Raw genomic sequence first — 26,436 nt, forward strand, 5'->3', positions numbered from 1 at the left:
CCCATTCTCATATCCGGAAAAACTACATGCAAATGAAAACCGATTTCAGGCAAATCCTGTCTAAACTGGAAGGAGAGCTTTCGTCTATGGAAGCCACTATACCCAATCTACTCGAAAGGTTTAAGTCCGGCGCCCTGCTGGCAGATAAAGCTGTTGCCCATCTAAAGCCCCTCGTACCGGATAATTTCGGTAATACCCGCGATGAAATTTATTTCTTTAAACACATTCAGCCGCATATCCTCTCTAAAAAGATTTATTACAGCCAGCTATTCCGGATCGAGGCCGACCGGCCTAAGAGTATCCGCGACGACTACCGCAAATTCCTTGACCAGGAACTGCAGCGTATCACCATGTTCTTTGAGGTGCACAACGCACTGTTCCTCTACTTCCGCGGCGGCGCTACCGAACGCGATGAGCAGTACTTTCTCCGCAACAGTACGTACAACAATGAATACCCGGTAGATCTCGACGGGATGCTCGATACCCGGTTCTGCACCGTTACTTCTTTCAAACTGGCTGAGCTGATAGCGCTGGAAGATGTCAGCAAATACCTGATCACAAAACTGGAAAACCTGTATGCGCTTCCGCGAAACCTGCAATATAAACCACGCCTGCGGTGGACGGAATCCAAAACCGACCTCGTGGAACTGGGCTATGCCCTTCACCTGGTGGGCAGTTTTAACAATGGAGAAGCCGATATCAAACAGGTGTTTGAATGGCTGGAGAACTCACTGGATGTGGATTTTGGAAATGTTTACAGTAATTTCCGCGACATCCGTATGCGGAAGAAAGAAATGGCTACTTTCCTTACCCGGTTGAAAGACGGGTTGCTGAAACGCATCGAGGAAATGGACTGATCAGGTCAGTTCCGCGATGGCACGGAGCGCTTCCGGGAGATTGGGAGCATCGTAAGCCCCGCCCAGTGCAAGACGGATGTACTGATCATCTTCCGTGAGAGAAAACATTTTACCGTTACTGATATCTATCTGATGGCGCTGCATGGCTGCTGCCGCTTTTTCCGGTTCGCTGCAGGGAATCCAGTAATGGAAGCTGTTGGGGTGACTGCGGTAATCTTTTGCGCTGAAGTAATTTTCCATCAGCAGCCGTGCAGCTGCCGCAGCTTCCCGCTTTTGCTCTGCCAGTACATGCAACATACCGTTGGCCATAAGATAGATGCCGAATTGCGTGAACAGGGTAGAAGTACCGCTGCACGTCATTTTGATATAGTTGGCAGCTCCTTTCAGCAGCTGGGGCGGATGAATGATGTAGCCGGAGCGTAAGAGCGGGTTGAATGGTTTTGACAGGCTATACACATGCAATGTTATATCCGGCGCCAATTCGAGGAACGACGGCGGGGGATCGGCATGCAGGAAACGGTAAGCGTCGTCTTCAATGATATATGTTTCCGGGAATGACCTTACCACTGCAGCAATGGCCATCCTGCGTTCCAGGCTCATTACGGCATTGGTAGGGTTATGAAGGGTGGGCTGAAGGTAGATGAGTTTACAGCCAAAGCGCTGAAGGCATTCTGCCAGTTTTTCGGGAATCATGCCTTCCTCATCACTCTCCACCACGTGCAGGTTAAACCCCGCATCGTCTGCCACCATCCGCCATCCGGGGAAGGTGAACGGCTCTATGGCTACATGCTGTGTAAGCGGGCGGTGCCATTTAGCGATGGTGAACAGTCCGCTGTTGGCACTGGGAACAGGAGTGGTAGCCATCACTGAAGGATCGTACCGGAGGTGGGTACCGAGTGTGGAAAGCCCGAAAGCATCCAGCGGCTGGTAGGGCGGGTGTAGCAACGTAAATTGCTCCTGAGGAGGCACCTGGTTGATGTAATCCCTGAATATCTCCATTTCTTTTGGTACAGACGGGTAGTTGAGGCTAAGGTTCAGCATGATTTGGCATTTGAAGAAGGAAGGTAGTAAATATGTTCCTTCGGATTAGATGATTATCTTTAAAACTTCAATCAAATGCCAGGCTTACCCATGTTCAGAACGCTCCTTTTCATTACCACGTTTAGTATCAGTCTGTGCGCCCGTGCGCAGGACGTTTGCCCGGTAATACCGGCTCCCGTATCATCCACCGCTACCAACAGTAATTTTCTGCTCAGCGACCGTACCGTGATCGTTTTACAGTACCCTTCCCTCCGTAACCAGGCAGCCCTGTTACAGGAGCAGCTGCTGAAATACACCGGAATCCGTGTGCAGATGGCTGCTGCAGGCGTGAATGCTGCTTACCTCAATTCCCGGTCGATGGATAAGAACAAGTTTCCATCAGTGATAGTATTAGGGAAGAATAACAAGGGAGAAGATGCATATGCTCTTAATATGAACGATAGCCGGGTAACGATAGATGCCGGAGGCGAAGAAGGACTGGTGTACGGCATCATGTCTTTTGTTCAACTGGCCAGGCTATCGAATCCCCAACATCAGCAGGCAACTATCGCCGGGTGGCGAATCGAAGACAAGCCTGTGATGAAATGGCGGGGATTCATGCTGGATGAGTCGCGGCACTTCTTCGGGAAGGAAACTGTGAAGATGCTCCTCGACCAGATGGCCTTATACAAACTCAATAAGTTCCACTGGCACCTGACCGATGCTCCCGGATGGCGTATTGAGATCAAACAGTATCCCCGCCTCACACTGGTGGGTGGTATCGGCAACAGTACAGATTCCCTTGCTCCGGCATCTTATTATACACAGGATGAGATTGCTGAGATTGTGGCATATGCGTCAGCCCGGCAGATCACTGTTATACCTGAGATAGATATGCCCGGCCATGCCACAGCTGCCAACAGGGCTTATCCTGAGTTCAGCGGGGGCGGTACTGCCAAATATCCTGAGTTCACCTTCAATCCCGGAAAGGAAGGCACTTACCAATACCTGACTAACATACTCCGTGAAGTGAATGTGCTTTTCCCCGCAGGTATGATCCATATCGGTGGTGATGAAGTGAGCTTCGGCTCTGCCAGCTGGAACACGGATGTGCATGTTCAAAACCTGATGAAGCGGGAGAATCTGAAATCGCTGGTGGATGTGGAACACTATTTCATCCGCCGGATGGCAGATTCGCTGCAGGCTATCAACAGCAAAGTGCTGGGATGGGATGAAGTGACTGCCGCAAAACTACCTGTTGATGAAACCATCGTATTCTGGTGGCGGCAGGAAAAGCCGGATCAGTTGAAAACTGCCCTCGAAAAAGGATATAAAGTAGTGCTATGTCCCCGGCTCCCTTTCTACTTCGATTTTGTGCAGGATAGTTCGCATACTTCCGGACGCCGTATGGGTAAAGAATTCAATCCGCTCCGCCGTGTTTACGAATTCAATATGAATAATTATCCGGAAATCACAGATAAGAACAGATCGCAGATCATCGGCTTCCAGGCTAATCAGTGGACGGAGGTGATCCGATCCAAAGAACGCCTGCACTTTATGACATTCCCCCGGTTGCTGGCCATGGCGGAAGCGGCCTGGACTGTTCCGGAAAAGAAGGATTTTGCAGGATTCGGGAAAAGATTGGCGAAATTCATTCCTTTATTACAACAACAGGGGCTCTACGTGATGGAATCGCCCGGAAAAACACCGGAGCCGCTGCGTTAAGTAACCACATCCTTACCAAAACAAACCTGTATATATGAGATACGCATTGTTGGCCGGGGCGCTCTTTGCCGCCGCCTGTCAAACCACCGGAGACCGGAAGCCCGCTGCAGATAATGCACCGGCCAAAGATCTCCACACACTTTCTAATGCCGACAGCATCCTGGTACGCCGCCTGGCACTCGACATTGCCGTGGATTTTACCACGCGCCGTATCGAGGGTATGGCAGAATGGCGTTTCGATAATCCGGGAGAGCTGCCCACACTACGCCTCGATACCGACGGTCTCACCATAGACAGTGTTACCGCCAACGGCCGTAAAGTGCCCCATACGCTTGATTCAGCTATTGCTTTCCTCGGCAGCCGCCTTAGTATACCGGTGGAGAAAAAAGATACCATCGTACGCATCTGGTATAAAACGGGCAGTAACGCTACGGCATTGCAATGGCTGGAGCCTGCGCAAACCCTGGGTAAGAAGCAACCTTTCCTATATACCCAATCGGAACCGACTTATGCCCGTACATGGATTCCCGGACCCGACGGGCCGGGCATCCGCTTCACCTACACCGCCCGCGTTACCGTACCTAAGGGCCTTGTAGCACTCATGAGTGCCGAAAACCCGCGCATGGCGAATGACAGCGGCGTATACCATTTCAGGATGGATCAGCCCGTGCCGGCTTACCTGATGGCCCTGGCCGTAGGGGATGTGGCGTATAAGGCTATAGACGGCAGAACCGGTGTGTATGCAGAACCTGCCATGCTTGATAAGGCGCATTACGAATTCGCGGAAGTAGGTAAAATGGTGACCACGGCCGAAGGACTGTACGGTCCATACCGCTGGGGAGTATATGATGTGCTGGTACTGCCTCCGGGCTTCCCGCTGGGTGGTATGGAAAACCCTCGCCTGACGTTTGCCACTCCCACCATTATAGCGGGCGACCGCTCACTGGTATCGCTCATTGCGCACGAACTGGCGCACAGCTGGAGCGGGAACCTCGTTACCAATGCCACCTGGGAAGATTTCTGGCTCAACGAAGGCTTTACCGTGTATTTCGAACGCCGCATTATGGAAGCCATGATGGGTGCCGATTATGCCGATATGCTTTGGGAACTGGGATACCAGGATCTGGAAGAAACCGTAACCAGTTTGGGTAAAGACAGCCGCGATACCTGGCTGAAGCTGGCGCTGAAAGGGCGCGATGCGGAAGACGGGCTAACGGATATTGCCTATGAGAAAGGCGCGCACTTCCTGCGCAGGGTAGAGGAAACGGTAGGCCGCCAGAAAATTGACACCTTCCTGTATCAGTATTTCAATGGTAATGCCTTCAAAACCATGTCTACCGAACAGTTCCTCCGCTATTTCGATGAAGAGCTGCTGAAGGGAGACACTACGCTGGAAGCGAAGATCCGGGTGAAGGAGTGGGTGTATGGCCCGGGTATACCTGATAATTGTCCGCGTGTACCACAGGCCCGGTTTACCAAAGTGGATGCCGCGCGGGAGAAATTCCTGAAAGGCGAAGCACCAGGTACGCTGGAAACTAAGGACTGGACCTCTCACGAGTGGCTGCACTTCCTCCGCAAAATGCCCAAACCGCTTGGCTTGCCTCAGATGGAGCAGCTGGATGGTGCATTTAAATTTACGGCTACCGGCAATAGTGAAGTGGCCAACCAATGGTTCATCATGTCTGTAGCAGCCGGATATAAGCCTGCCTTCGCGAATATGGATAAGTTCCTCAGCCAGGTGGGCCGCCGCAAGTTCCTCACACCGCTTTATACCGAAATGATGAAATCGGAGGAGAATGCTGCCATGGCGCGTTCCATCTACGGGAAGTACCGCGGCAATTACCACCCGCTGGCACAGGAAACGCTGGATAAGATCATCAACAAGTAATCAGTTACCTTGAATAATGAGAAAAGGGCGGCCTGATGGCTGCCCTTTTTTTACACTAAAATTCTGTTAAACTATCTATAACTGTCTGATAAAGTTAGTACTGTGGCAGGCGGACGACAAGCGAATTAGGACGGATGGGGGAGGGGACGGGCAGTTCCTTAATATTCTGAAGCGGCCGGTTACTGACTTTGCCTGACGACCGGTTCGGGCATTACAGCAGTTTTCAAATGCGGACATTGCGTTTTCAAAACCGGACAAAGTGCAAGAAAAACGGGTGATTTTTGGTATTTTTAAGGTTTCGTATCGAGATTAAAACAACCGGGAGGGCTTTATCAAGGGGAATGCCTGCTAACAGATATACAGACAGGGAATTGCTGGACAGGGTGGCCCTGGGAGATCAGGAAGCTTTCAGGACGATTTTTCAGCAGCATTACAAGGCGCTTTGCTATTATGCCGGTACCATCGTGGATAACTGGCAGGAGGCGGAAGACCTTATCCAGGAAGTATTCTCCAAACTCTGGGATAAAAGGCCCGAATTCCCCAACGCCGCGGCCCTTAAATCGTGGCTGTACGTTTCAGTACGCAACGCCTGCCTCAACCATATCAAACTAAAAGAGCGCCAGCACGAGCGCGACCGGGATTATGCCTACCTCTCCGGCGAAACATTACCCGATATCAGCACTTTCGACCCACGCCTCGCAGAAACGGAGATCATTGCCGGTCTTTACCGCGAAATAGAAGAACTGCCTGCCCAGTGCCGCCGTATCTTCAAAATGAGCTACCTCGAAGGGAAAAAGAACGAAGAAATAGCCGGGGAACTGTCTATTTCCTATAATACCGTGCGCACCCAAAAGCTCCGCGCCCTCAAACTGATCCGTGCAGGGCTTCTCAAACGCAACCTCCTGCCCGTTTTTTATGCCTGGCTGGCATTTACCCGTTACTTCTCCTGAATTATTTAAAGTTTTTCAAAAAAAGACGGAATTTCTTTTCATCGAAATAACAAACCTGTTGTTTCTATAGTAATCCATATAATAAAATTGATGTTGGACCCACAACTGATACAACGATTTGCTGAACTGATCCTGAAGGAGATGCGCGGCGAGCTCACGGAGCCGGAAGCCCGGGAGTTGAAGGAATGGCAGGCTGCCGATCCGCAGCATACTGCTTTTTATGAGCAGATGTACAGCGTACCGGAGCTGCAGGCCCGGCTGTCGAAGTTCGGCGAGCCGGATGAAGACGCAGCCTGGCAACGCTTTGCTGAAAAACACTTTCCCGCCCCGGCGGAACAGGAAACAGTGAAAGTGAGGCGTATGCATTACCGCTGGTGGGCTGCCGCAGCTGTCACCATCGCCGCTGCAGCAGCCATATGGCTCTGGAAGCCAGAGCCGGGGCAACAGAAAGGGAATACACCCGTGGCAGAGGGGCCTAAAATTATTATGCCAGCCACCAGCAAAGCAGTGCTCACACTGGCAGACGGGTCTACCATACCGCTGGATAGTGCCGGAAGCCAGACGTTTGCACAGCAGGGGGCAACAGCCAGTCAGAACGGTGGATCGCTGGTGTACCAGGCAGGCCAGTCCATGGGAGCATTGCAGTACAATACCCTGCGTACCCCGCGGGGCGGACAGTTCCGCATCTCTTTACCCGACGGATCGCAGGTATGGCTGAACGCAGCTTCGTCGCTTCGGTTCCCCGTAGCCTTCGGGAATGGGGAAAGGAAAGTGGAGCTGACAGGTGAGGCTTATTTCGATGTGCGCCCCGATGCTGCGAAGCCCTTTAAAGTGGCGGTAGCAGGGAAGGCGGAAGTAGCAGTACTGGGAACGGAGTTTAACATCAATGCCTATACCGACGAGCCGGCTATCCGCGCCACACTGGTGAAAGGCTCGGTGGCGGTAACGGCAGCAGGGGCTACCAGGAAGCTGGAGCCGGGACAACAGGCTGCTATTGCTGATGGCGCTCCGCAAGTGGAGACCCGGCCAGATATTGAAGAAGCCCTGGCATGGAGAAATGCCGTCTTCTATTTCAATAATGCCGATGTGAGGGCGGTAATGCGCCAGCTGCAGCGCTGGTACGATGTGGAAGTGGAATACAGGGGTACAGTACCTAACCGCCGCTTCGACGGAGAAATACAAAGGAACCTGCCACTGCAGGATGTGCTGGAAGGACTGAGGGTATCCGGATTATCTTTTACAATAGAAGGATCGAAGATCATTATACAACCATTATAAAAAAACAGAAACCGGAGGTGATTGGACCCACCCCCGGCGAATGTCAGGCATCTTAGCAACGAACTTGATTTACTATTAACCAGACAATGCAAATCTATGCAATTGACCGATCATGCCGGTCCCTGTTTTTTGAAGGGGCTGCTCTCAACCAAACTCAGACGAATCATGAGATGGACAGCATTTCTTATTCTGGCGGCGTGCCTCAATGTATCTGCCGCAACCTATGCCCAGCGGGTTTCCGTGAAGCTGAACAACGCTTCGCTGGAAGAAGTGTTTTCGGCCGTTAAGCGGCAAACCGGTTACCTGTTCTTTTATGACAGGGAGCTGCTCCGTAATGCGGGCAAGGTTACCATCCAGGCCAGCAACCAACCATTGGAATCTTTCCTTGTGGCAGTGTTTAAAGACCAGCCGCTGGATTATTCCGTAAAAGACAAAACGATTTTCATTAAGCCGAAAACGCAGATTCCCGCCGCTCCTTCCGCCACAGAGATCCGACAGGAAATTACGGGTACTGTTAAAGGTACCGACGGCACGCCCCTCCCGGGAGTGACCATCCGCATTAAGGGCTCCCAGCTGGGTGCCACCTCTGATGTAGACGGTAAATTCAAGCTGAATGCAGAACCGGGCGATGTGCTGGTGATCAGTTATATCGGCTACGAAGCCCAGGAATTTACCGTGGGCAGCGGGGCGGTAAATATCAACCTCAAACCTGCCACCAGTGCACTTGACGAAGCTGTGGTGATTGGTTACGGTTCCGCAGTGCGTAAGAGCCTCACCGGCTCGGTGTCTTCCGTGAAAAGCAAAGACCTCTCTACCAGCCCGGTTACTGACCCGCTGGCAGCTATGGCTGGCCGCGTTCCCGGTTTATTTATCACATCCAACAGCGGCCTGCCCGGTACCACATTCAATGTAACCCTCCGTGGCCAGAACTCCCTGTTGCAGGCAAATGCTCCATTGTATGTGATCGATGGTGTTCCTTACCTCGATGCGCCCATGAATACCAGTATTCCTGTGGCCGGAGGCTTCCAAAGCCCGCTGGCGGCACTGAACCCTGCTGATATTGAAAGGATCGATGTGCTGAAGGATGCCGATGCAACAGCTATCTACGGTTCGCGGGCGGCTAATGGTGTGGTGATGATCACTACCAAAAAAGGGAAGTCAGGTAAAATGGCGGTAAGCGCTAACGTATACAGCGGTGGCAGTAAGGTGGTAAACCGGATGCCTGTGCTGAGTACTTCGGAATATCTGCAGATGCGTAAAGAAGCGTTTACCAACGATAACATTACCCCTACTGTGGATAACGCTCCTGATTTGCTGACATGGAGCCAGACCGAAGACAATAACTGGCAGAAACGCCTTATCGGCAATACGGCTAATCAAACAGAAGCGCAGCTCTCTGTTTCCGGTGGTACGCAGCAAACGCGCTATATGCTGAGTGGCACGTGGAGAAAAGAAACAACCGTGTTGCCCAACGATCTTGCATACAATCGTGGTACAGGTCATTTTAGTCTCGATCACAATAGTAAGGACGGACGCTTCGGTTTCAGAGCTTCTGCCAGCTATAGCGGAGAAAAGAATAACTCCATGCCCAATGATATGTCGTATGTCTATAACCATGCGCCCAATTATCCCATCTACGACAATACTGGTAAGTTCTACTGGTTTGCATCAGATCAGAATCCTATCGCACCGCTTTCCCGTACCTATGAGTCAAAAACGCGCAACCTGATCACTAATGGAGAAATCCGTTATACCGTACTGCCCGGACTTATAGCAAAGGTGACCGGTGGTTATACCCATAACAGTATGGATCAGGTGCAGATCACGCCGAACAGTTCATTGAACCCAACTACATCTACGGGCAGCTTCACATACTTCGGTAATATGAAAGCGCACTCCTATGTAGTTGAGCCGCAGCTGGAATATAAGCGTACCCTTGGTAAAGGAGACTTCTCCTTAATGGCTGGTGCTACCTGGCAGGAGAATGTGCGCGATGGTAAACGTACCGATGCCAGCAGCTTCTCCAGCGATAATGTATTGCACCTGATTGATTCCGCCACCCGGTTTGCGAACTTCCTCACGTACGGGATGTACCGTTACAATTCCATCTTCGGCCGTGTTAATTACAGCTGGGAAGGGAAATACATCGTAAACGCCAGCTTCCGCCGCGATGGTTCTACCAAGTTTGGACCGGATAACCGCTGGGGTAATTTCGGTGCGGTAGGTGCAGCATGGGTCTTCTCCGAAGAAGCATGGATGAAACAATTCTCCTGGCTTTCGCATGGTAAACTGCGCGGCAGCTACGGCTCTGTCGGCAGCGATAACATCGGGTATTATGATTACCTCGCCAGCTGGAGCAGTGCCAACTCGGCATATATATACGATGGCAGCAACGGCATCACCCCTTCCCGCATTGCCAATCCCGAATACCAGTGGGAAGAAACGCGGAAAACAGAAGGGGGGATCGAGCTGGGCTTCCTCAAAAACAGGATCCTCTTCAACGCCGGATATTATCATAACCTGACCGACAACCAACTGATCGACCTCGCGCTCACTCCACAGGTAGGCTTCACCAGCATGCGCGATAACTTCAATGCCGTTGTACAGAACACCGGCTGGGAGTTTGATATAACCACCATAAACATGCAGCGCGACAACTTTACCTGGAGCACCATGTTCAACATTACCCTTCCAAAAAACAAACTGAAGAAATTCGATGGTATCGAGAAGTCGGTATATAAAGATGCGTATGTAGTAGGCGAGCCGCTGACCATCGTGAAAGGTTACCAGTTCCTCGGTGTGAATCCCGAAAACGGTGTGGCTACCTTCTGGCGTAAAAATGGTGCTACCGGCCGCCCGGCAGAGTTTACTGATTTCGTTATCCTCGGTTCTACCATGCCCGAATTCTACGGAGGCCTGCAAAACTCCCTCCGCTATAAGAAGCTGGAACTCGACTTCCTCGTACAGTTCGTGCAGCAGGAAGGAAAGGAATATAACTACGGCAGAGAAGCGAATGGTTATGGCACCCGTTATAACCAGGGTCGTGAAGCGCTCGACCGCTGGCAGAAGCCGGGTGATGTGACGGATATTCCCCGCGCTACTACTGCGAATGCCACTACGTTGTTTGATGTGTACAGATTATCGTCTGCCGTATGGGGCGATGCCAGCTACGTACGCCTGAAGAACGTATCGCTGCGCTACGACCTGTCTGAATATGCACGCCGTATCAAACTGAGCCGCCTTTCGGTGTACGTGAATGCACAAAACCTGCTGACGTTTACCAATTACAAAGGGATGGACCCCGAAACGCAGGGCATTCGCCTGCCGCCGGTTAAAACCATCATCGCAGGCATTCAGTTGAGTTTATAACCATCATCAAAAAGAACAAGATGAAACGACTATCGCTTCTTATCATATTTGTTGCCACCTTCTCGGCATCCTGTAATAAATACCTCGATACGCCTACTCCCAAAACGGAAGTAGTTGATGAAAAGGTGTTTGCAGACGATAAAACCGCTACCGCCGCGGTAACGGGGATCTATATTTCCATGAACAGCCTCAACTATATGTGGGGGAATGTTATGATGAACTTCCTGGCAGGGATACATGCCGATGATGTGTATTACGCCAGCGCATTCGAAGACTATGATGTGTTCAGGCAGGCGCGCCTTGTGCCTCAGAGCACATATGTAGAGCGCTTCTGGAGTGCCATTTATGGATACATCTACACCGCTAATGCCTGTGTGGAAGGGCTGACGGCTTCACAAACGCTTTCTCCCGCTGTAAAGAATCAATTGCTGGGTGAGGCTCGTTTTATGCGTGCTTTCTTCTATTTCTACCTCGTGAATATGTATGGAGATGTACCGCTGGTACTCACTACCGACTACCGTGTTTCACAGACTTTACCCCGTGAAAAAACTGAAGTAGTATATAATCAGGTGATGGCAGACCTTAAAGCAGCCAAAGAGCTCCTGGGTGATAACTATGCTACCGGTAACCGTGTACGCCCTAATAAAACTGCAGCCTCAGCATTGATGGCAAGGGTATACCTCTATCGCCACGAATGGGCGCTGGCAGAAACGGAAGCGAATAGTGTTATCACAAACGGTAATTACGAGTTGCTTAAGAATCTGAACAATGTATTCCTTGCAAACAGCCGTGAATCCATCTTCCAGCTGCAGTCTGTGAACGTGGCAGGTGGCAGAAATACATGGGAAGCACAGGTGGCTATCCCAGCCAATGCTACTGCAGGCCCGCTCTTCCGGCTGGATACCATTAACCTGATCCCGAAATTCGAAGCCGGTGATGCCCGCCTCGTTAACTGGACAGGCAACCGCACACTGGCCAGCGGCGCCACATACTACTGGCCTGCTAAATACAAAGTGCGCAGCAGTCCCACCGTGCAGGAAAACACAATGGTACTCCGTATCGGAGAACAATTCCTCATCCGTGCCGAAGCACGCATCAGGCAGAATAAGCTGACAGAGGGCCGGAGTGATCTTGATTCCATCCGCCTGCGTGCAAACCTGCCTGTACTGAATACTACACTGGATCAGGGGCAGCTGCTGCTGGCACTGGAGAAGGAAAGAAAACTGGAATTATTCGCAGAATGGGGCCACCGCTGGTTTGATCTGAAACGCACGCAGCGTTCCACAGCAGTGCTCGGACCTATCAAAGGCGCTACCTGGGCTCCTACGGATACCCTGTATCCCATTCCTTCCAATGCCAGAAGCACCAATATCAATCTGTCCCAAAATGATGGATATGACAAGTAAGTATATTGTAATCCTCCTCCTCATAACCGGCTTCACCGCGCGCTCCCAGGAGCGTGTGGTGCTCTTGCCGGCTAAGCCGGAAGCAGGCCAGACAGTGACGGTAACGCTGGACCCTTCCATTCCGGGAGGCACCATCCCGGCAGATGCTTCCGCCGTTACGCTGCAATTCACAACCTCCAATTTCTATGACCTTCCCTACCGCATGCCCATGCGGAAGGAAAATGGTAAATGGACCACCAGCTTTAAAGTAGCTCCCTACGCAGCCTTCGCCAGCTTCACGCTTACAAGTGGCGATGTGGTAGAGAAACCTGCTACAGATAAACATTTTGAAGTGATGGTGTACAGGGATGGCAAACCCGTACGCAATGCGCTGCTTTACCGCGGCGGCAGTATGACCACCCAGATGGGGAAAGGCGCAGGTGCCGCGGCTGCTCAGGCCAAACTGTACGAACAGGAACTGAAAGCTTTCCCCGACAACTACGAAGCCAAACTCCGCCTGCTGATGTATAAAGAATCTCAGGCTAAACTGCTCTCCGATAAAAAGAAATTCCGCCGGGAGGCTCACGAAGTGATCGCCGCCAAATGGATGGAAGCTCCTGCTGACAGGGGGAACATCAACCGGGTTACGATGGGCTACCTCATCATCGGGGAGCCTACACGCCTCGATTCCATCCGTAAGGAAGTAGGCGCCCGCTATCCGAAAACACCAGTGGGCCGGAGCCTGCAGGCCGATTTCCTGGCGAGGGAAAAAGATTCTGCCCGCCGCATCCGCCTGCTGGAACTGGCGCTGGAAGAAGAAACGCCCGCTAATCAGGCCGATTTCTCACCCATTCATGAGAAGCTGTTCGACCTCTACGCTAAAGCAAAAGATTCCGCCAATACCGTGCTGCATGCCGGAAAGATTCAGCATGAATTGGAAAGTCCCCACCTGCCACGTATCTATAAAGGAATGGCAGAAACACTGATCGAAAACGAAGTGGCCCTGCCGCTTGCACGTACCTATACAGAACAGGCGCTGGCGATGGCAGATAAATGGCCTGCCGGACTGATCCGTTTCTTCCCCGAAACCGGCTTCATCATTCCGCTGGTAGATGATTCCACCCGCAATGCCGTGACCTCCACTGCACGGGGCAACCTGCTGTCCATGTTAGGTGTCATTGATATGCTGGAAGGGAAAGATGCGGCAGGGACAGATCATATGCGTGCTGCACTGGCAGCTTCGCACGATCATGAAACACTGGAAAACGTGAGCCGCTTTTACCGGCAAACGGGCCGGACAAAGGAACTCGCTGATGTAGACGCATTACGCCTTGAAGAACTGAAAGCCGCAGTGGCCAAACAAATGATCAACAAGCCGGCTCCGGCGCTGAATTCTTTTGTGGACCTGAAAGGCAATCCGGTAAGTCCGGACAGTCTCCTCGGTAAAGTGATCCTCATCGATTTCTGGGCCACCTGGTGCGTGCCCTGCATGCAGGAAATGCCTTACGTGCAGAAGTTGTACGACCAGTTTAAATCCAACCCCGATGTGGTGTTCATGATCGTTAACAGCGGTGCTAAAAATACCCTGGCCGACGCGCAAAACTGGAAAGGCAACCAAACGTATTCTTTCCCCGTGTATTACAACACGGATTCCGCTATCGGAGAAAAATTCGGTTTCAACATTATTCCCGCCACTTACGTCATCGACAAAAAGGGCAGGATACGATTTGCCAATATAGGATTCGAGGGACCGGAGGTGGAATCTCGCCTTCGCGTTCAACTAACGATGGCATTAACACCTTGATACGGAAACTATGCTAATTGAATTACCCCGGCACCTTTGCGCCGGGGTTTTTTGTATCTTCCCCGCATGCGCTACATCCGGTACTTTCTCTATCTCGCCTGGCATTGGGACCTTGAATTGGCATGGTTTATCATTCGACGTGAAATTGCCGGGGAGAAGAAGTATGGTATACGCACCATTGGCACAGATTACCTGGGAGATGCCATCTCTTCCGAAGCCAAAGCCCAGGCTACGCAATATGAGCCTGTTAATTATTACACCGCCGAATGGCTGATGGATCATGTTACCGAAAATGAAAAGCAGACAGGCTTCCTCGATGTGGGTTGCGGAAAAGGCCGGATGCTGGCAGTAGCAGCAGCGTATGGATTTAAAGAGATAACAGGCGTGGAGTTTTCGCCTTCCCTGTGCGCAGCAATTCCACCGGGCAAGTATAATGTATTATGTGTGGATGCAAGGAAGATGGAAGTGCCCGATTCAGCAGGCGTCATTTTTCTGTTCAATCCTTTCAACGAAACCGCGATGGCCGATTTTACAGAAAGAGTAAAGGAAAGCCTGCAGCGCAGGCCACGAAGCATTAAAGTGCTGTATGCCAATCCGCAACACAAAGAGCTGTGGCTGGATGCGGGCTGGAAAGAAACGGCCGGCTTTGAGAAGCTGCGTTATCTGAAGGGATCGGTACTGGAATTAAATACCTGATCACCGTTTGCCGTAATACTGCGGGTCGAGCTGACTGCGGTATTCCGGATGCCGCTCCACAAACCCCGCTACAAACGGGCAATATACCATCACCGGCTTCTTCAGGGAAGTGGCAAGCCGGAAAGCTTCCTTCGCCAATGCGGTAGCCACGCCTTTCCCTTCCAGTTCCGCCGGTACGGTGGTATGCATAAACGCAATATCTTTTTTATAAAACCGGTAAGTGAGTGTGGCCACTGCTCCGTCCAGCCATACCTCCAGCTGCTGGTTGGCCTCATTATTCACTACAGTATATGCCGCTTCCATAGCCATTACAGATTATTGGCTGATGGGTCTACGATGCGTTTCCATTCTGGGTGGCGCTTCAGGTAGGCTACAACCAGCGGACAGAGCGGTACCAGCGAGTACTTGTTTTCTTCGATGTATGCCAGCGTTTTCTCGATCAGTGCAGTAGCTACCCCTTTACCTTCCAGTTCTGCAGGAGCTTCGGTATGGATGAGCCATATCTTGCTGCCGCTTTCTTTATAATCAATGAAAGCCGTATGGCCTTCTACCGTTAATTCAAAGTGGTGGATGGCTTCATTCTTCACCAGTGGGAGCGCAATGTATTCTGCTTTCATGCCGTCAAGTTAATGATAAAAATAACACGGTCCGCCAGCGGCCAGTTCATGCCCCGGGCAGCCAGGGGATGGCGTTGGCAGAACTCGTGAGGTAATACAATTTGTAATCTGCATCGGTAACCGCATAGGTGCGGAAACCTGCTTTATGATACCATGCAACGTTTTCCGGGGCTGAGGTTTCGAGGTAAACGGGGCGTTGTATCTTATCTGCAATTTCCATCACCGCTTTCAGCAATGTTCCTCCAGTGCCGCCCCGCCGGTTTTCAGGGATCACGCCAATAAACCACAGGTAACACATCGGCACCTCGGGCCTTACCGATTGTACGAGCTGCCGCCGTGCTTTCACTTTCTGCAGGTTCTTCCACCCAATGGCCTGCCATACGAGCCGGATGTCCAGCCACATGGTATACCCATTTTCAGGCTTCCTGTCCGGGTAGAGGAGAAGGGCGCAGCCCTGTTTGTCGGCAGAAATCAGCACCTCGCCATACCGGATGCAAAGGTCGAACGCATATTCCATCAATCCCCGGATGTTCTTTTCCGCATTACCATGCCTGCGTACTGCGGCCAGTACACTGCGGTTTTGCGCGAAGGAACGCGTGAGGATATTGACTACCAGTTCTTTATCTGCACGATTGGCGTGTTTCATATCCTAAACTTACTGACTTTTCCCCCTTTCACACATACTGCTTTAAGGAACAGGCAGGGGTAAGCCGGTGTAAACCCTTGTCAATGTATTGGTTTATACGCCGCTAACCTGCCCTTTACCCGTATACAAGCCGCCCATAAGCCGCCTCTATATAGGGGCGGCTTATGGGCGGCTTAAGGGCGGGATATAGGCGGCTTAAGGGCGGCTTATCTATACCGGAAATTGTAGATTGAATTGCCGGAACCCGGCCTTTAAGGTGGCGAAATGCCGGCTTGTGTGGTTTACACTTTACCGCCTTCTGGTGATTGGCAGGCAGTATTCAGGAAGGGACACAGGCACTCGCCGTATTGCGCCGGGTAACCAGTTGGTTCCTGATTGCCATTGTTCCCAGTGCCATTAGTGCAAAAAATGCCCCTGCCCAGGGGGAGCTGGCAATTCCATAATGGGCAATTACCCATCCGCTGGCGGTAGTGCCCACCACAATACCAAGGTTGCCGTAGGAAATGGCGAGGGTATTGGCGAACGCAATGGCGTTAGGGGCGGCAGATGTGAGGTAAGCGGCGGCAGTGAGGTAACAGGGGGCGTAAAACAGGCCCCAGAGTGCGAGGATCAGGGCATTTACAGTCCAGCCGCCACCAACAGACAGGCTCAGGAAGGGAATGAACAATGCCCCGCTGAGAAATACCGCCGTGGTAAGGGAAAGATTTTTTCCCAATAACCGCCCGGCTATCCAGTTGCCGGGGATGCCTGCCAGGCCAAATACCAGCAGCATGTAACTGATCCGCTCTTCATCCATCCCTTTTACTTTGCCCAGAAAATCCGCGAAATAACTATAGGTGCAGAACCATGCGGCAATAAGCAGCACATTGGTGACACTGCTGGTAATAAACACCGGATCGCGCAGGATGGCAGCCTGGCTGCTGAAGGATTCGTTTTCGCTCTTCGGCAATTGCGGAAGCCCCCAGAGCATGGCCAGCAGTGCAGAAAGACTGATCACCGACTGTGCCCAGAAGGCAGCCTGCCAGTTAAACCTTCCCGCCAGCCAGGTTGCAAATGGCACAGTAGTCACCATCGCAATGGCAATACCGCCCAGTACAATGCCCATCATCCGCGTGGCTTCTTTGGGAGGGGCCGCCTGTATAGCCGCGGCAATGGCCGATGAAATCAATACGGGATGAAGAATGGCAGGGAGTACCCTCACGGTCATCAGCAGCCAGAAAGGCGGCGCCAGTGCGGATACTACTCCCGTAATGATGAACATACCCATGGCAATACTCATAATGAGTTTCCGGTTAACACGGGAAAAGAGCAGTGTTACCACCGGCCCGCAAAATGCGATTACCATGGCGAAAGCACTCAGCAGCCATCCCGCTTTTTCGATGGGTATGTTATAGTGAGCCGCCAGTTGTGGCAGTATCCCGATTACACCAAATTCTGTTGTGATAATGCCTATTATTCCAAGGCATCCGATATATGCTACTTTTTTCATGTCCTATTTTTCCAGTGAGGTGTAGAATGCGTTTTTGAAAAGGAAGCCCAGATCCCAGAAGGAAGCGGGGAAATATTCCTGCGTGAGGATGATGCCCACCACATTGTTTGCAGGATCGGCCCAGTAATGCGTATTGAATGCGCCACCCCAGAAGAAAGTGCCTTCCGGTACCGGCCCGTTCGCCTGGTTTTGAGGCGTTACAAGGCTAAAGCCCAGTCCAAATGCGAACTCCGGCCAGTCCCACTTAGCAGGTACCCCTGCAGGGATCTGTGAGGTGGTCATAAGGCGGATGGCAGCGGGGCTGATGAGGCGCTTGCCTTTGTACGTGCCGCCGTCGAGGAATAACTGCAGGAAGCGGGCGTAATCTTCCGCGGTGGAGCTGAGGCCTGCCCCGCCGGAAGGGATGATGCCGCCGCGCAGCGGATAATCCGGATCATTGCCTTCATAGATCGGGGTGGTAACCGGTTCGAAACGCCCGTTTACAAAAGAAAATACCGGAGCGAGGCGGGCGGCTTTGGCTGCGGGGATACGGAAGTAAGTATCGTGCATGCCAAGGGGGGAGAAGATGCGCTCGCGGAAGAAAGTTTCCAGCGGCTGGCCACTCCAGATTTCAATGAGCCTTCCCAATACATCGATGTTGAGGCCGTAGGTGTAAGCCTCACCGGGGTGATGTGACAGCGGTTGTTTTGCAATGAGCTGTACGAAGCTGTCGAGGTTGCCCGCGCTGCCGATGCCCGTAGGCACTTTGTGTTTTGCATATATGGCATTGTGCCGCGGGTCAACGGAGAAAACGGGGTAGGAGATGCCCGAGGTATGCCGCAGCAGGTCGCGCACAGTTATGGCGCGGCGGGGTGCTACCGTGGTATAGCTGGTATCTTTAGGATGGTATTTATCCAGTACGCGGGTGTCTGCGAAAGCGGGAATGTAGCGGGAGATGGGATCATCCAGCAGGAAGCGCCCTTCTTCCCACAGCATCATTGCTGCAAGACTGGTAATTGCCTTGGTTTGGGAGGCGATGCGGAATATATCATTCGTTTGCATGGGACGGCCGGCAGCTGCCTGTCCGAACGCTTTGCGGTATATGATTTTCCCATTCCGGGCGAAAAGCAGATTGAGGCCGGTTACACGGTTTTCACGAACGAGCCGCTGTGCAAGGGAGTCAATTTTGGCAGATTGAAATTCGGCCGGAGCGGTTAATTGGGAGAATGTTGCCTGTGTAAACAGGAAAGCTCCCAGGGTCAGCATGGTGATCTTTTTCACGGATTTAATAATTTAGCGGAACAAATGTAGACCGGTTGCCCTTACATTTGTGGGTAGACAACCTGTTGTATGGTACTAACAAAAATGTAAGTAATGAGCAAGCGTAAGGAAACCTCATCGAACAGCATCAATAAGGAATACATCATCGAATGCGATCTCACCTATGCCATCAGCATGGTAGGTGGCCGCTGGAAGCTGCTGATACTTTGCCGGCTGGAAGATGGTGCACTTCGCTTCAGTGAACTGCGGCGTTCTATTTGCAACATCACGGAAAGGATGCTCACCCTTCAGCTGAAGGAAATGGAGCAGGACGGCCTCGTACGCCGCACCGTATATGCCGAAGTGCCACCCCGTGTGGAATATGAACTTACCCATACTGCGAAGGAGCTCATCCCTGTCTGGAAGCAACTGAGCGATTGGGGGGCACGCCACCGCGGTTGCCAGATGACTGTTGTGAAGGCCGGTTAATCTGCCTGATAGTTTCATCTGAAAGGCTTCATCCGCCGTTGCAGCCCTCCCGGAACGGCATTATTTCCTGTATATACTGTATACGGCTGTTACTATTATGGATTGATAACCAATTGCTTGATGGGTTATAAGCCATTGTTATGTACTGATCCTTTCACTATGCTTCATATTTGGTTGTAAGTATTTACAACTAATTTAATTTTGTTTAATTTCCTTTTTGTTCTACTTTAGCGATATCCCTTTGAAGAAGTGTAAGTTCCACGATCAACCCGGTTATCTCCGGTTGAATCAATAGCAAGGTTTTATGGGAAAAATCCGGCGGCGCCGCCGGGAGTTATCAATCAGGAAAAAAAGCTGGTCGGGGACCGGTGCGGAAAATCTATGTCCGTAAGTGACCGGCCTGTGCGCTTATTAAAGTCCAAAATCATCCACCGTATGAAAAAAATCATCCTTCCGCTAATCCGTTGCTATGGCTATGCTGCATAAGAACGGTATAACGGCTATCCATACACTATAGAATTATTGTCACGGTAAGTTTCCGCAGAAATGCTGTGCTACCAGTTTGTTCATCCGGAACATGCTGCCGCCATTGCCGTGTCCCGAACCATTGCCACAAGGGGAATCATTACATTATAAAACTTGTTGAATGAAACATTTTTTCTTACTCATTGCCGGTCTGCAATTAGGTGCTTATGCCCATGCAGCCGCGGAGGATGCATCGGGGAACCCTGCTGCCATCCCGCCGGCAGCCTACACTAAAATTACTGCAAGGCCGCATCTGCTGCGGGATACGGACATTGTAGTCCGCGGGCGTGTAACTGACGTGAACGGCGAGCCGCTCATCGGTGTTAACATCAAATCAAAAGGTACCAGCAAGGGTACAGTAACCGATGCAAAGGGTCATTATTTCCTCAGCATCACTTCCGATCATAACGTGCTGGTTTTTTCTTACGTTGGTTTCATCACCCGGGAAATTGCCGTGCAGAAAACACAACAGGTAAACGTACAACTGGCCGCAGACCCCAAAAGCCTCAACGAAGTAGTGGTAACCGCGCTGGGTATTAAACGCGATGAGAAAGCCCTCGGCTATTCCGCTACCGTAGTGAAAGGTGAACAGCTGACGGAAGCCATTTCCAGTAACTGGACGGATGCACTTTCCGGTAAAGTAGCCGGTGTAAACCTTGTGCGCTCCAATAGTGGCCCCACCGGCTCCAACAAGATCATCCTCCGCGGAGAAAATAACCTCACCGGCGAAAATGATGCGCTCATTGTGGTAGACGGTGTGGTGATCAATCATGGCTCGGGCCGCCGCTCCGCCATCAGCGGAGAAGCTACCTACGGTACCGGCAGCGATAACATGCCGGCCGACTATGGCAGCGGGCTTAACGATATTAACCCGGAAGATATTGAATCGCTCACCGTACTGAAAGGTCCGGGTGCTGCAGCACTTTATGGTGGCCGTGGCGCAAACGGTGCCATCATCATCACTACCAAAGCCGGTAACAACAAACGTAAAGGCATTGGTGTTTCCCTCAATTCCAATGCATCTGTTGAGCAGGTGAACCGCTGGCCCGACCTGCAGTTTGAATACGGTCAGGGAACAGACGGTGCGGCGCATTATTCTTACCTCGCCGGTCCGGATGGTGGTAATACCGCATCTACCAGCTCCGCTTACGGCCCGCGTTTCGAAGGACAGATGTTTTACCAGTTTGACCCTGTTACCCAAACACAGGCAAAAGAAAGATCGCTCTGGAAGCCATATACCAATAAACTGAATTCGTACTTCGACGATGGTAAAACGTTTACCAACACTATTAGTCTGGATGGCGGTACTGATAAAACAACGGCCCGCTTCTCCGTTACCAATGTGCACAACACATGGATACTGCCCAACACCGGTTACGACCGTAATACCGTGGCATTCTCCGTGAACTCTAAGATCAACGACCGGCTGCAGGTATCATCTAAAGTGAATTACACGCATAAGTACAGTGATAACCTCCCCGGTGCGGGTTACGGCAACCAATCTGTTATGTACTGGTATATTTTCTGGCAGCCCAGTGCGGATATCGACTGGCTGAAGAACTACTGGGAGAACGGGCAGGAGCAGCTAAGGATAATGTTCCCCTTCAGCAGCTTCCCATCCAATCCATACGCCGTGGCGTACGAATACCTGAACAAATCGAGCCGCCACGGGGCTACGGGTAACGTTTCCGCCACTTACAATATCACTAAAAACCTAAGCCTCCAGTTGCGCACGGCAATGGACTTTTCGTATGAAGACCGTGGGCAGCAGCGGCCTTATGATGCCGGTGCTAAATTCCAGAAAGGCAGCTATCGTACGCAGAACATCATGTCGCAGGAATTCAATTCGGACTTCCTGCTGCGTTACAACCTGAAGTTCGGGAAGGATGTAGAGCTGAACTTCACTGCAGGTGGCAGTGCCCTTCGTAACCGGTATATCCGTGATGAGGTGCGGGCAGACTCCATGGCCTACCCGGGCGTTTATTCCCTTGCCAATAACCTCGGTCCGCTCGTAACTATGCCATACCGCTCGGCCTACCAGGTGAACAGTTTCTACGGTATGATCTCCGCATCTTACAAGAACTTCCTGTTTGCGGATATTACCGGCCGGCAGGATTGGAACAGTGTACTGGCAACGCCCAGCAGAACGGTTAATTCCGGATTCTTCTACCCGTCTTTCAACGTGAGCTTTGTTGCCAATGAGGTGATGAATCTTCCGAAAGCGATTGATTTTGCGAAGCTGCGTTTTTCAGTGGCGGGCGTGGGCAGCGGGGGATCATCTCCCTACCTCACAGAATTTACTTACCCTACTGCAGGCAGTTTGTACTCCGGTGGTTTGAGGAACCCATCGATACTGGCGAATCCAGAGCTGTTGCCGCTGCGTACTGTTACATATGAAGCGGGGCTGGCCATGAAGATGTTGAAAAGCAGGCTGGGCTTTGACCTGGCACTGTACACCAGTAATACCCACGATCAGATACTATCCCGCATCATTGACCGTGCCAGCGGCTGGTCGCGCGCTATGATCAACGCGGGTAAGGTAGGGAACAAAGGGATTGAATTAGCCGTGAACGGCACGCCTTATAAGCGCGGTAAATTCTCCTGGAATACCAGCGTGGTATATTCCGCCAATACAAACGTGATAAAGGAACTGAACGATAGTTCTGTAGTACTCGCAACCGGCCCTGTTGGCGGCGGACAGATTGTAGCCAAGCCCGGCGGCAGCATGGGTGCGGTATATGGCCGTGGCTACCAGCGTGCCCCCGACGGACAGGTGATCTACGATGAGAAAACCGGCTGGGCCAAGCTCACGGAAGAAGTGATCTACCTTGGTAATACCATCCCTAAATATAAAATTGGATGGACGAATGAGTTCGCCTATGGCCAGTTCCGCCTGCACCTTCTCTTCGACGGGCAGTTTGGTGCAGTAGCCCATTCGCTTACACACCATAAGCTGGCGGAACAGGGTAAAACAAAGAATACCCTTCCCGGCCGCTACAACGGTATTGTTGGTAATGGTGTGATCCAGATGGCAGATGGTAAGTTCCGTCCCAATGATGTGCTGGCTACCGATATCGACGAGTATTACCGTTCGCATTTCGGGCAGGATAATGCGGAGGGCAGCACCTTCAGTACTGATTTCATCAAGTTCAGGGAAGCAAGGCTGGATTACAGCTTGCCTGCACGCCTCACTAAAAAACTGCGCATGCAGAAAGCCACGTTGGGCGTGTATGGCCGTAACCTCGCTATCTGGAGCGACTGGCCGGGCTTTGATCCCGAATTCGGAACCCTCAGCGGTACAGACATCGTGCAGGGCTTCGAAGTGGGGCAGTTCCCTTCTACAAGAACAATTGGTGTAAACCTGGTAATTGGCTTTTAATTTTTTCCAACATGAAGAAGATGAAACTTACAATAACCGGTGTGCTGGTGCTTTTGGGAATGTTTATGCAGTCCTGTACCAAAGATTTCACCGACATCAATACAAACCCGAACGAAACACCGATAGCCACTGCATCCTCGCTGATGGCGCCTGCACTGGTGAATACGCTCACGGCTAATATGCTGCGTAACCGCAACTTCAACAATGAGCTGATGCAGGTTACGGTAGATATCTCCGATGCCGACGGCAAAGTGTTCCGGTACGACTTTCGCGCTACCTGGGCAGATTATTCCTATAACGCCTGGTACACGGAGCTGACCAACTTTAAGGATATGGAGAAGGTGGCGCGTGATCCTAAGAACCTGAACAGGTCGTATGTAGGGATAGCGCTGATCTGCCAGTCGTGGATTTATTCCCTACTGACGGATACTTATGGTGATGTTCCCTACTTCAAATCCAACCTCGCGCGCGACTCGGGTATCTTTGAACCGCCGTTTGATGCGCAGAAGGATATTTACATGGATATCTTCAAAAAGCTGGATACCGCCAATACTTATCTGAAAACCGGAACCGGTATCAATTCTAATAATGATCCCGTATTTAACGGAGACGTTACGAAATGGCGCCGCTTTGGTAACTCGTTATACCTGCGGTTGCTGATGCGGATATCCGGGAAGGCGGAAGTGAGTGATGAAGTAATTGCGAAGTTTAAAGAGATCGCGGTGACGAAAAAGGCGGATTATCCGCTGATGACTACGCCTGAAGAGTCTGCCGTACTGCGCTGGACGGGCACGGGACCATTCGTTTCACCATTTATGAGTGTGCGGGAGCAGGACTTCAGGGCACCGGGAATAGGTGCGTTTTTCATTGGCAACCTCGTAACCTGGAACGATCCCCGGATAGATGTGCCTACATGGGGTAATAACAGTGTGAACAGATGGCGGATTGCAGCTTATCAGGGAGGCTATACCGGTGTGCCCAGCGGGTATGTATCGGGGCAGGCGCCTGTAAAGCAGTCGTACTTCTATTCACAGACCAATTCTACACTCTTTAACCTGCAGACCGATGCCATGACCGGTATCATGATGAACAGCGGAGAAGTGAATTTTATACTTGCAGAGGCGGTCATTAAAGGATGGATAACAGGAGATGCGGCATTGTATTATAAGAACGGCATCGAGCAAAGCATTCAGCTGTGGCTGCCGAAATGGGTTGACCAGGTAGATGATTACATCGATAAGGCCGATATCCATTGGGATGAAGCAGCGCCACTGGAAGATAAGATGGAGCGCCTCCATTTGCAGAAATACTATTGCCTGTTTATGACGGATATGCAGCAATGGATAGAGTACCGCCGTACGGGGCATCCTGTTATCCCGAAAGGAGCCGGGTTGCGCAATAATGGTGTGATGCCCGCGCGGATGACATACCCGGTATATGTTCAGTCCACCAACCCTACCAATTACAAAATCGCCGTAGCCCGCCAGGGAGCGGATGTGATCTCTACGGAAGTGTGGTGGCAGAAACCGTAATAACGTCATTGTTTAAAAAACGCAACATGAAAAGAATCGCTTTATATATAATAGTGCTGGTGACTGCCGCGGGCTTCTGGGGATGTCAGAAAGACAATACCTATCCCGGAGGTAAAGTGGGCGCCCACATTGCCCTTTTTGATATCCGCTCCATGTACCGGGGAAAGGATGTAACGCTTACTACCGAAAACATGTTCGGCGCCGATCAGATCCGCTGCATCGTTATCTCCGATCACCGTGAAGGCAATATGCCGGAAGGGATGCTGATCGTACAGGACTCCAACCGCCTGGCACAACGGGGTATCGCCATCCCAATAGGTACAGCAGCTGCACAATACGAAGCCGGTGATTCAGTTACCATTCATATTGCAGGGGCTACCCTGACCCGGAGAAACGGTATTCATCAGCTTGTGGGCGTTAATCCCGCAGGTATTAAAGTATTGTCGAAAGGGAACCGGCTGCCCATGCACGTAGTGGCACTCAATAAGATTCTGGATAAACCGGAAGTGTATGAAAGCACGCTGGCTGTAGTGGTGAAAGGAGGATTTGATCCTTTGCCGGCACCGGGCGATGTACTTTCCGGCGATAAGATGCTGAGCGATGGTTATGGGGATATTGAGCTGCATACAAATGCCAATGCTGCCTTTGCCAACATGGCTATGCCGGTGATGGCAAATTACAGAGGTATTGTAGGCATGAAGCAGGGGGCGGGAGAAACATGGGTGCCAGAACTGCGTGTAGCAGCAACATCGGATATTGTGCTGCTCAGCTCCGTGGTGGAAATAGCACCCATCGTGATCTCCGGATTCCTTACAGATCCTCCGGGTACAGAAGGGAACTATGAATACATCCAGCTGCTGGCTACGCAGGACATTGATTTCTCGGTTACCCCATTCTCAGTGGTAACTACTAATAATGCAGGCGCTTCAACACCCGGGGGCTTGCCTGCTAACGGTTGGGCTACCGGCGGACTTCGTTCCTACAAATTCAATCTTACATCTGGCACGGTCGCTAAAGGAGAATATTTCTATGTGGGTGGCACCGCCCGCCGCATCTTTGGCTCCGGCTCCACAAGCATGAGCACTTCCAAATGGATCCGCGCATACAATTACTCCACTACCGATGGCGAAGGCTTTGGTGGTAAAACCGGCAACCTGCTGGCTAACAGTGGTAATGCTTCGGGCATGGCCGTATTTGCAGGAACAACAGTAACGAAAGATTCCCGGCCGGTGGATGTGGTGATGGTTGGCCTCAATGGAGTGATCCTTTCTGAAGGAGCTAACCCCGTTGGTTATCGGATCACCAATACCGATTGGTATGATGTGATTCATCCGCTATCTCAGAAATCACAACCATTCTTCCGCAGCGGTAGTAATACCCTTGGCGTTACTTATACTGCAGCGGTGTTCTTTAAGATGGGAGGTATTTACAACCCGGCACTGGGCCGCTGGCGTAAAGCGAGGAGCCAGGTGAATGTGAAACTGGCTGCTGATTCCCAGGTTTCAGAAATTGAAGGAGAGGGGGCAACCACACTCCGTTAACCATTTA

At 51.5% G+C, this 26,436-nt stretch carries 19 protein-coding genes; 13 read left to right on the forward strand and 6 right to left on the reverse strand.

The genetic code is table 11. From position 1 onward, the window contains the following. The first annotated feature begins 32 nt into the window (after window positions 1–32). Entirely contained in the window at window positions 33–857 is an 825-nt protein-coding gene (locus DEV76_RS23155; RefSeq protein ID WP_157963066.1) for an RteC domain-containing protein, read from the forward strand. Here the strand turns inward: DEV76_RS23155 and DEV76_RS23160 are convergent, their stop codons facing one another. Continuing rightward, window positions 858–1,898, reverse strand: a complete 1,041-nt coding sequence (locus DEV76_RS23160) for an aminotransferase class I/II-fold pyridoxal phosphate-dependent enzyme (protein WP_109700332.1) — start codon at window positions 1,896–1,898, stop codon at window positions 858–860. It lies immediately after the preceding gene. A gap of 75 nt (window positions 1,899–1,973) precedes the next feature. Here DEV76_RS23160 and DEV76_RS23165 point away from each other — a divergent pair, with 75 nt between their 5' ends. From DEV76_RS23165 to DEV76_RS23200, 8 genes are all read left to right on the forward strand, one after another. Then, window positions 1,974–3,602 (forward strand): beta-N-acetylhexosaminidase, encoded by a 1,629-nt coding sequence (locus tag DEV76_RS23165; protein WP_109700333.1) that lies wholly within the window; start codon window positions 1,974–1,976, stop codon window positions 3,600–3,602. Window positions 3,603–3,636: 34 nt separating this feature from the next. Then, window positions 3,637–5,490, forward strand: a complete 1,854-nt coding sequence (locus DEV76_RS23170; RefSeq protein WP_109700334.1) for a M1 family metallopeptidase — start codon at window positions 3,637–3,639, stop codon at window positions 5,488–5,490. 341 nt (window positions 5,491–5,831) lie between these two features. Continuing rightward, window positions 5,832–6,440, forward strand: a complete 609-nt coding sequence (locus DEV76_RS23175) for an RNA polymerase sigma-70 factor (protein WP_109700335.1) — start codon at window positions 5,832–5,834, stop codon at window positions 6,438–6,440. A gap of 90 nt (window positions 6,441–6,530) precedes the next feature. After that, a complete protein-coding gene (locus DEV76_RS23180; protein WP_109700336.1) occupies window positions 6,531–7,718 on the forward strand; it encodes a FecR family protein in 1,188 nt (395 codons plus the stop codon). Window positions 7,719–7,883: 165 nt separating this feature from the next. After that, window positions 7,884–11,087: a TonB-dependent receptor gene (locus DEV76_RS23185; RefSeq protein ID WP_157963067.1), complete on the forward strand. Its 3,204-nt coding sequence runs from the start codon at window positions 7,884–7,886 to the stop codon at window positions 11,085–11,087. 20 nt (window positions 11,088–11,107) lie between these two features. Beyond that, complete coding sequence (locus tag DEV76_RS23190) at window positions 11,108–12,493, forward strand: RagB/SusD family nutrient uptake outer membrane protein (protein WP_109700338.1); 1,386 nt, start codon at window positions 11,108–11,110, stop codon at window positions 12,491–12,493. Next, window positions 12,483–14,276 (forward strand): TlpA family protein disulfide reductase, encoded by a 1,794-nt coding sequence (locus tag DEV76_RS23195; protein ID WP_157963068.1) that lies wholly within the window; start codon window positions 12,483–12,485, stop codon window positions 14,274–14,276. Before DEV76_RS23190 ends, DEV76_RS23195 begins: the two co-directional genes overlap by 11 nt. Before the next feature lie 66 nt (window positions 14,277–14,342). Further along, window positions 14,343–14,972: a class I SAM-dependent methyltransferase gene (locus DEV76_RS23200; protein ID WP_109700340.1), complete on the forward strand. Its 630-nt coding sequence runs from the start codon at window positions 14,343–14,345 to the stop codon at window positions 14,970–14,972. On the opposite strand, the gene DEV76_RS23205 is transcribed toward DEV76_RS23200, so the two are convergent. The 5 genes from DEV76_RS23205 to DEV76_RS23225 all read right to left on the reverse strand — a co-directional run bounded on the left by DEV76_RS23205 (window position 14,973) and on the right by DEV76_RS23225 (window position 18,984). After that, the gene (locus tag DEV76_RS23205) at window positions 14,973–15,275 is read right to left on the reverse strand and encodes a GNAT family N-acetyltransferase (RefSeq protein ID WP_109700379.1); all 303 of its coding nucleotides are present in this window, start codon (window positions 15,273–15,275) and stop codon (window positions 14,973–14,975) included. Window positions 15,276–15,280: 5 nt separating this feature from the next. Further along, entirely contained in the window at window positions 15,281–15,589 is a 309-nt protein-coding gene (locus tag DEV76_RS23210; protein WP_109700341.1) for a GNAT family N-acetyltransferase, read from the reverse strand. A 46-nt stretch (window positions 15,590–15,635) separates the two neighbouring features. Then, window positions 15,636–16,235, reverse strand: coding sequence for a GNAT family N-acetyltransferase (locus DEV76_RS23215; protein ID WP_109700342.1), 600 nt, complete (start codon window positions 16,233–16,235; stop codon window positions 15,636–15,638). A gap of 319 nt (window positions 16,236–16,554) precedes the next feature. Continuing rightward, window positions 16,555–17,724: an MFS transporter gene (locus tag DEV76_RS23220; RefSeq protein ID WP_109700343.1), complete on the reverse strand. Its 1,170-nt coding sequence runs from the start codon at window positions 17,722–17,724 to the stop codon at window positions 16,555–16,557. Between the two features lie 3 nt (window positions 17,725–17,727). Then, window positions 17,728–18,984 carry a serine hydrolase domain-containing protein gene (locus tag DEV76_RS23225; RefSeq protein WP_109700344.1) on the reverse strand — a complete coding sequence of 419 codons (1,257 nt, stop codon included), beginning with the start codon at window positions 18,982–18,984 and terminating at the stop codon, window positions 17,728–17,730. 93 nt (window positions 18,985–19,077) lie between these two features. Here DEV76_RS23225 and DEV76_RS23230 point away from each other — a divergent pair, with 93 nt between their 5' ends. From DEV76_RS23230 to DEV76_RS23245, 4 genes are all read left to right on the forward strand, one after another. Beyond that, window positions 19,078–19,452: a winged helix-turn-helix transcriptional regulator gene (locus DEV76_RS23230; RefSeq protein WP_109700345.1), complete on the forward strand. Its 375-nt coding sequence runs from the start codon at window positions 19,078–19,080 to the stop codon at window positions 19,450–19,452. A 646-nt stretch (window positions 19,453–20,098) separates the two neighbouring features. After that, window positions 20,099–23,356 carry a SusC/RagA family TonB-linked outer membrane protein gene (locus DEV76_RS23235; RefSeq protein ID WP_109700346.1) on the forward strand — a complete coding sequence of 1,086 codons (3,258 nt, stop codon included), beginning with the start codon at window positions 20,099–20,101 and terminating at the stop codon, window positions 23,354–23,356. Window positions 23,357–23,367: 11 nt separating this feature from the next. Beyond that, on the forward strand, window positions 23,368–24,888 hold the full coding sequence (locus DEV76_RS23240) for a SusD/RagB family nutrient-binding outer membrane lipoprotein (RefSeq protein ID WP_109700347.1): 1,521 nt from the start codon (window positions 23,368–23,370) through the stop codon (window positions 24,886–24,888). A gap of 26 nt (window positions 24,889–24,914) precedes the next feature. After that, on the forward strand, window positions 24,915–26,429 hold the full coding sequence (locus DEV76_RS23245; protein WP_109700348.1) for a DUF5689 domain-containing protein: 1,515 nt from the start codon (window positions 24,915–24,917) through the stop codon (window positions 26,427–26,429). Window positions 26,430–26,436 lie beyond the last annotated feature (7 nt).

It is taken from the genome of Chitinophaga deserti, assembly GCF_003149455.1.
Taxonomy (GTDB): Bacteria; Bacteroidota; Bacteroidia; order Chitinophagales; family Chitinophagaceae; genus Chitinophaga; species Chitinophaga deserti.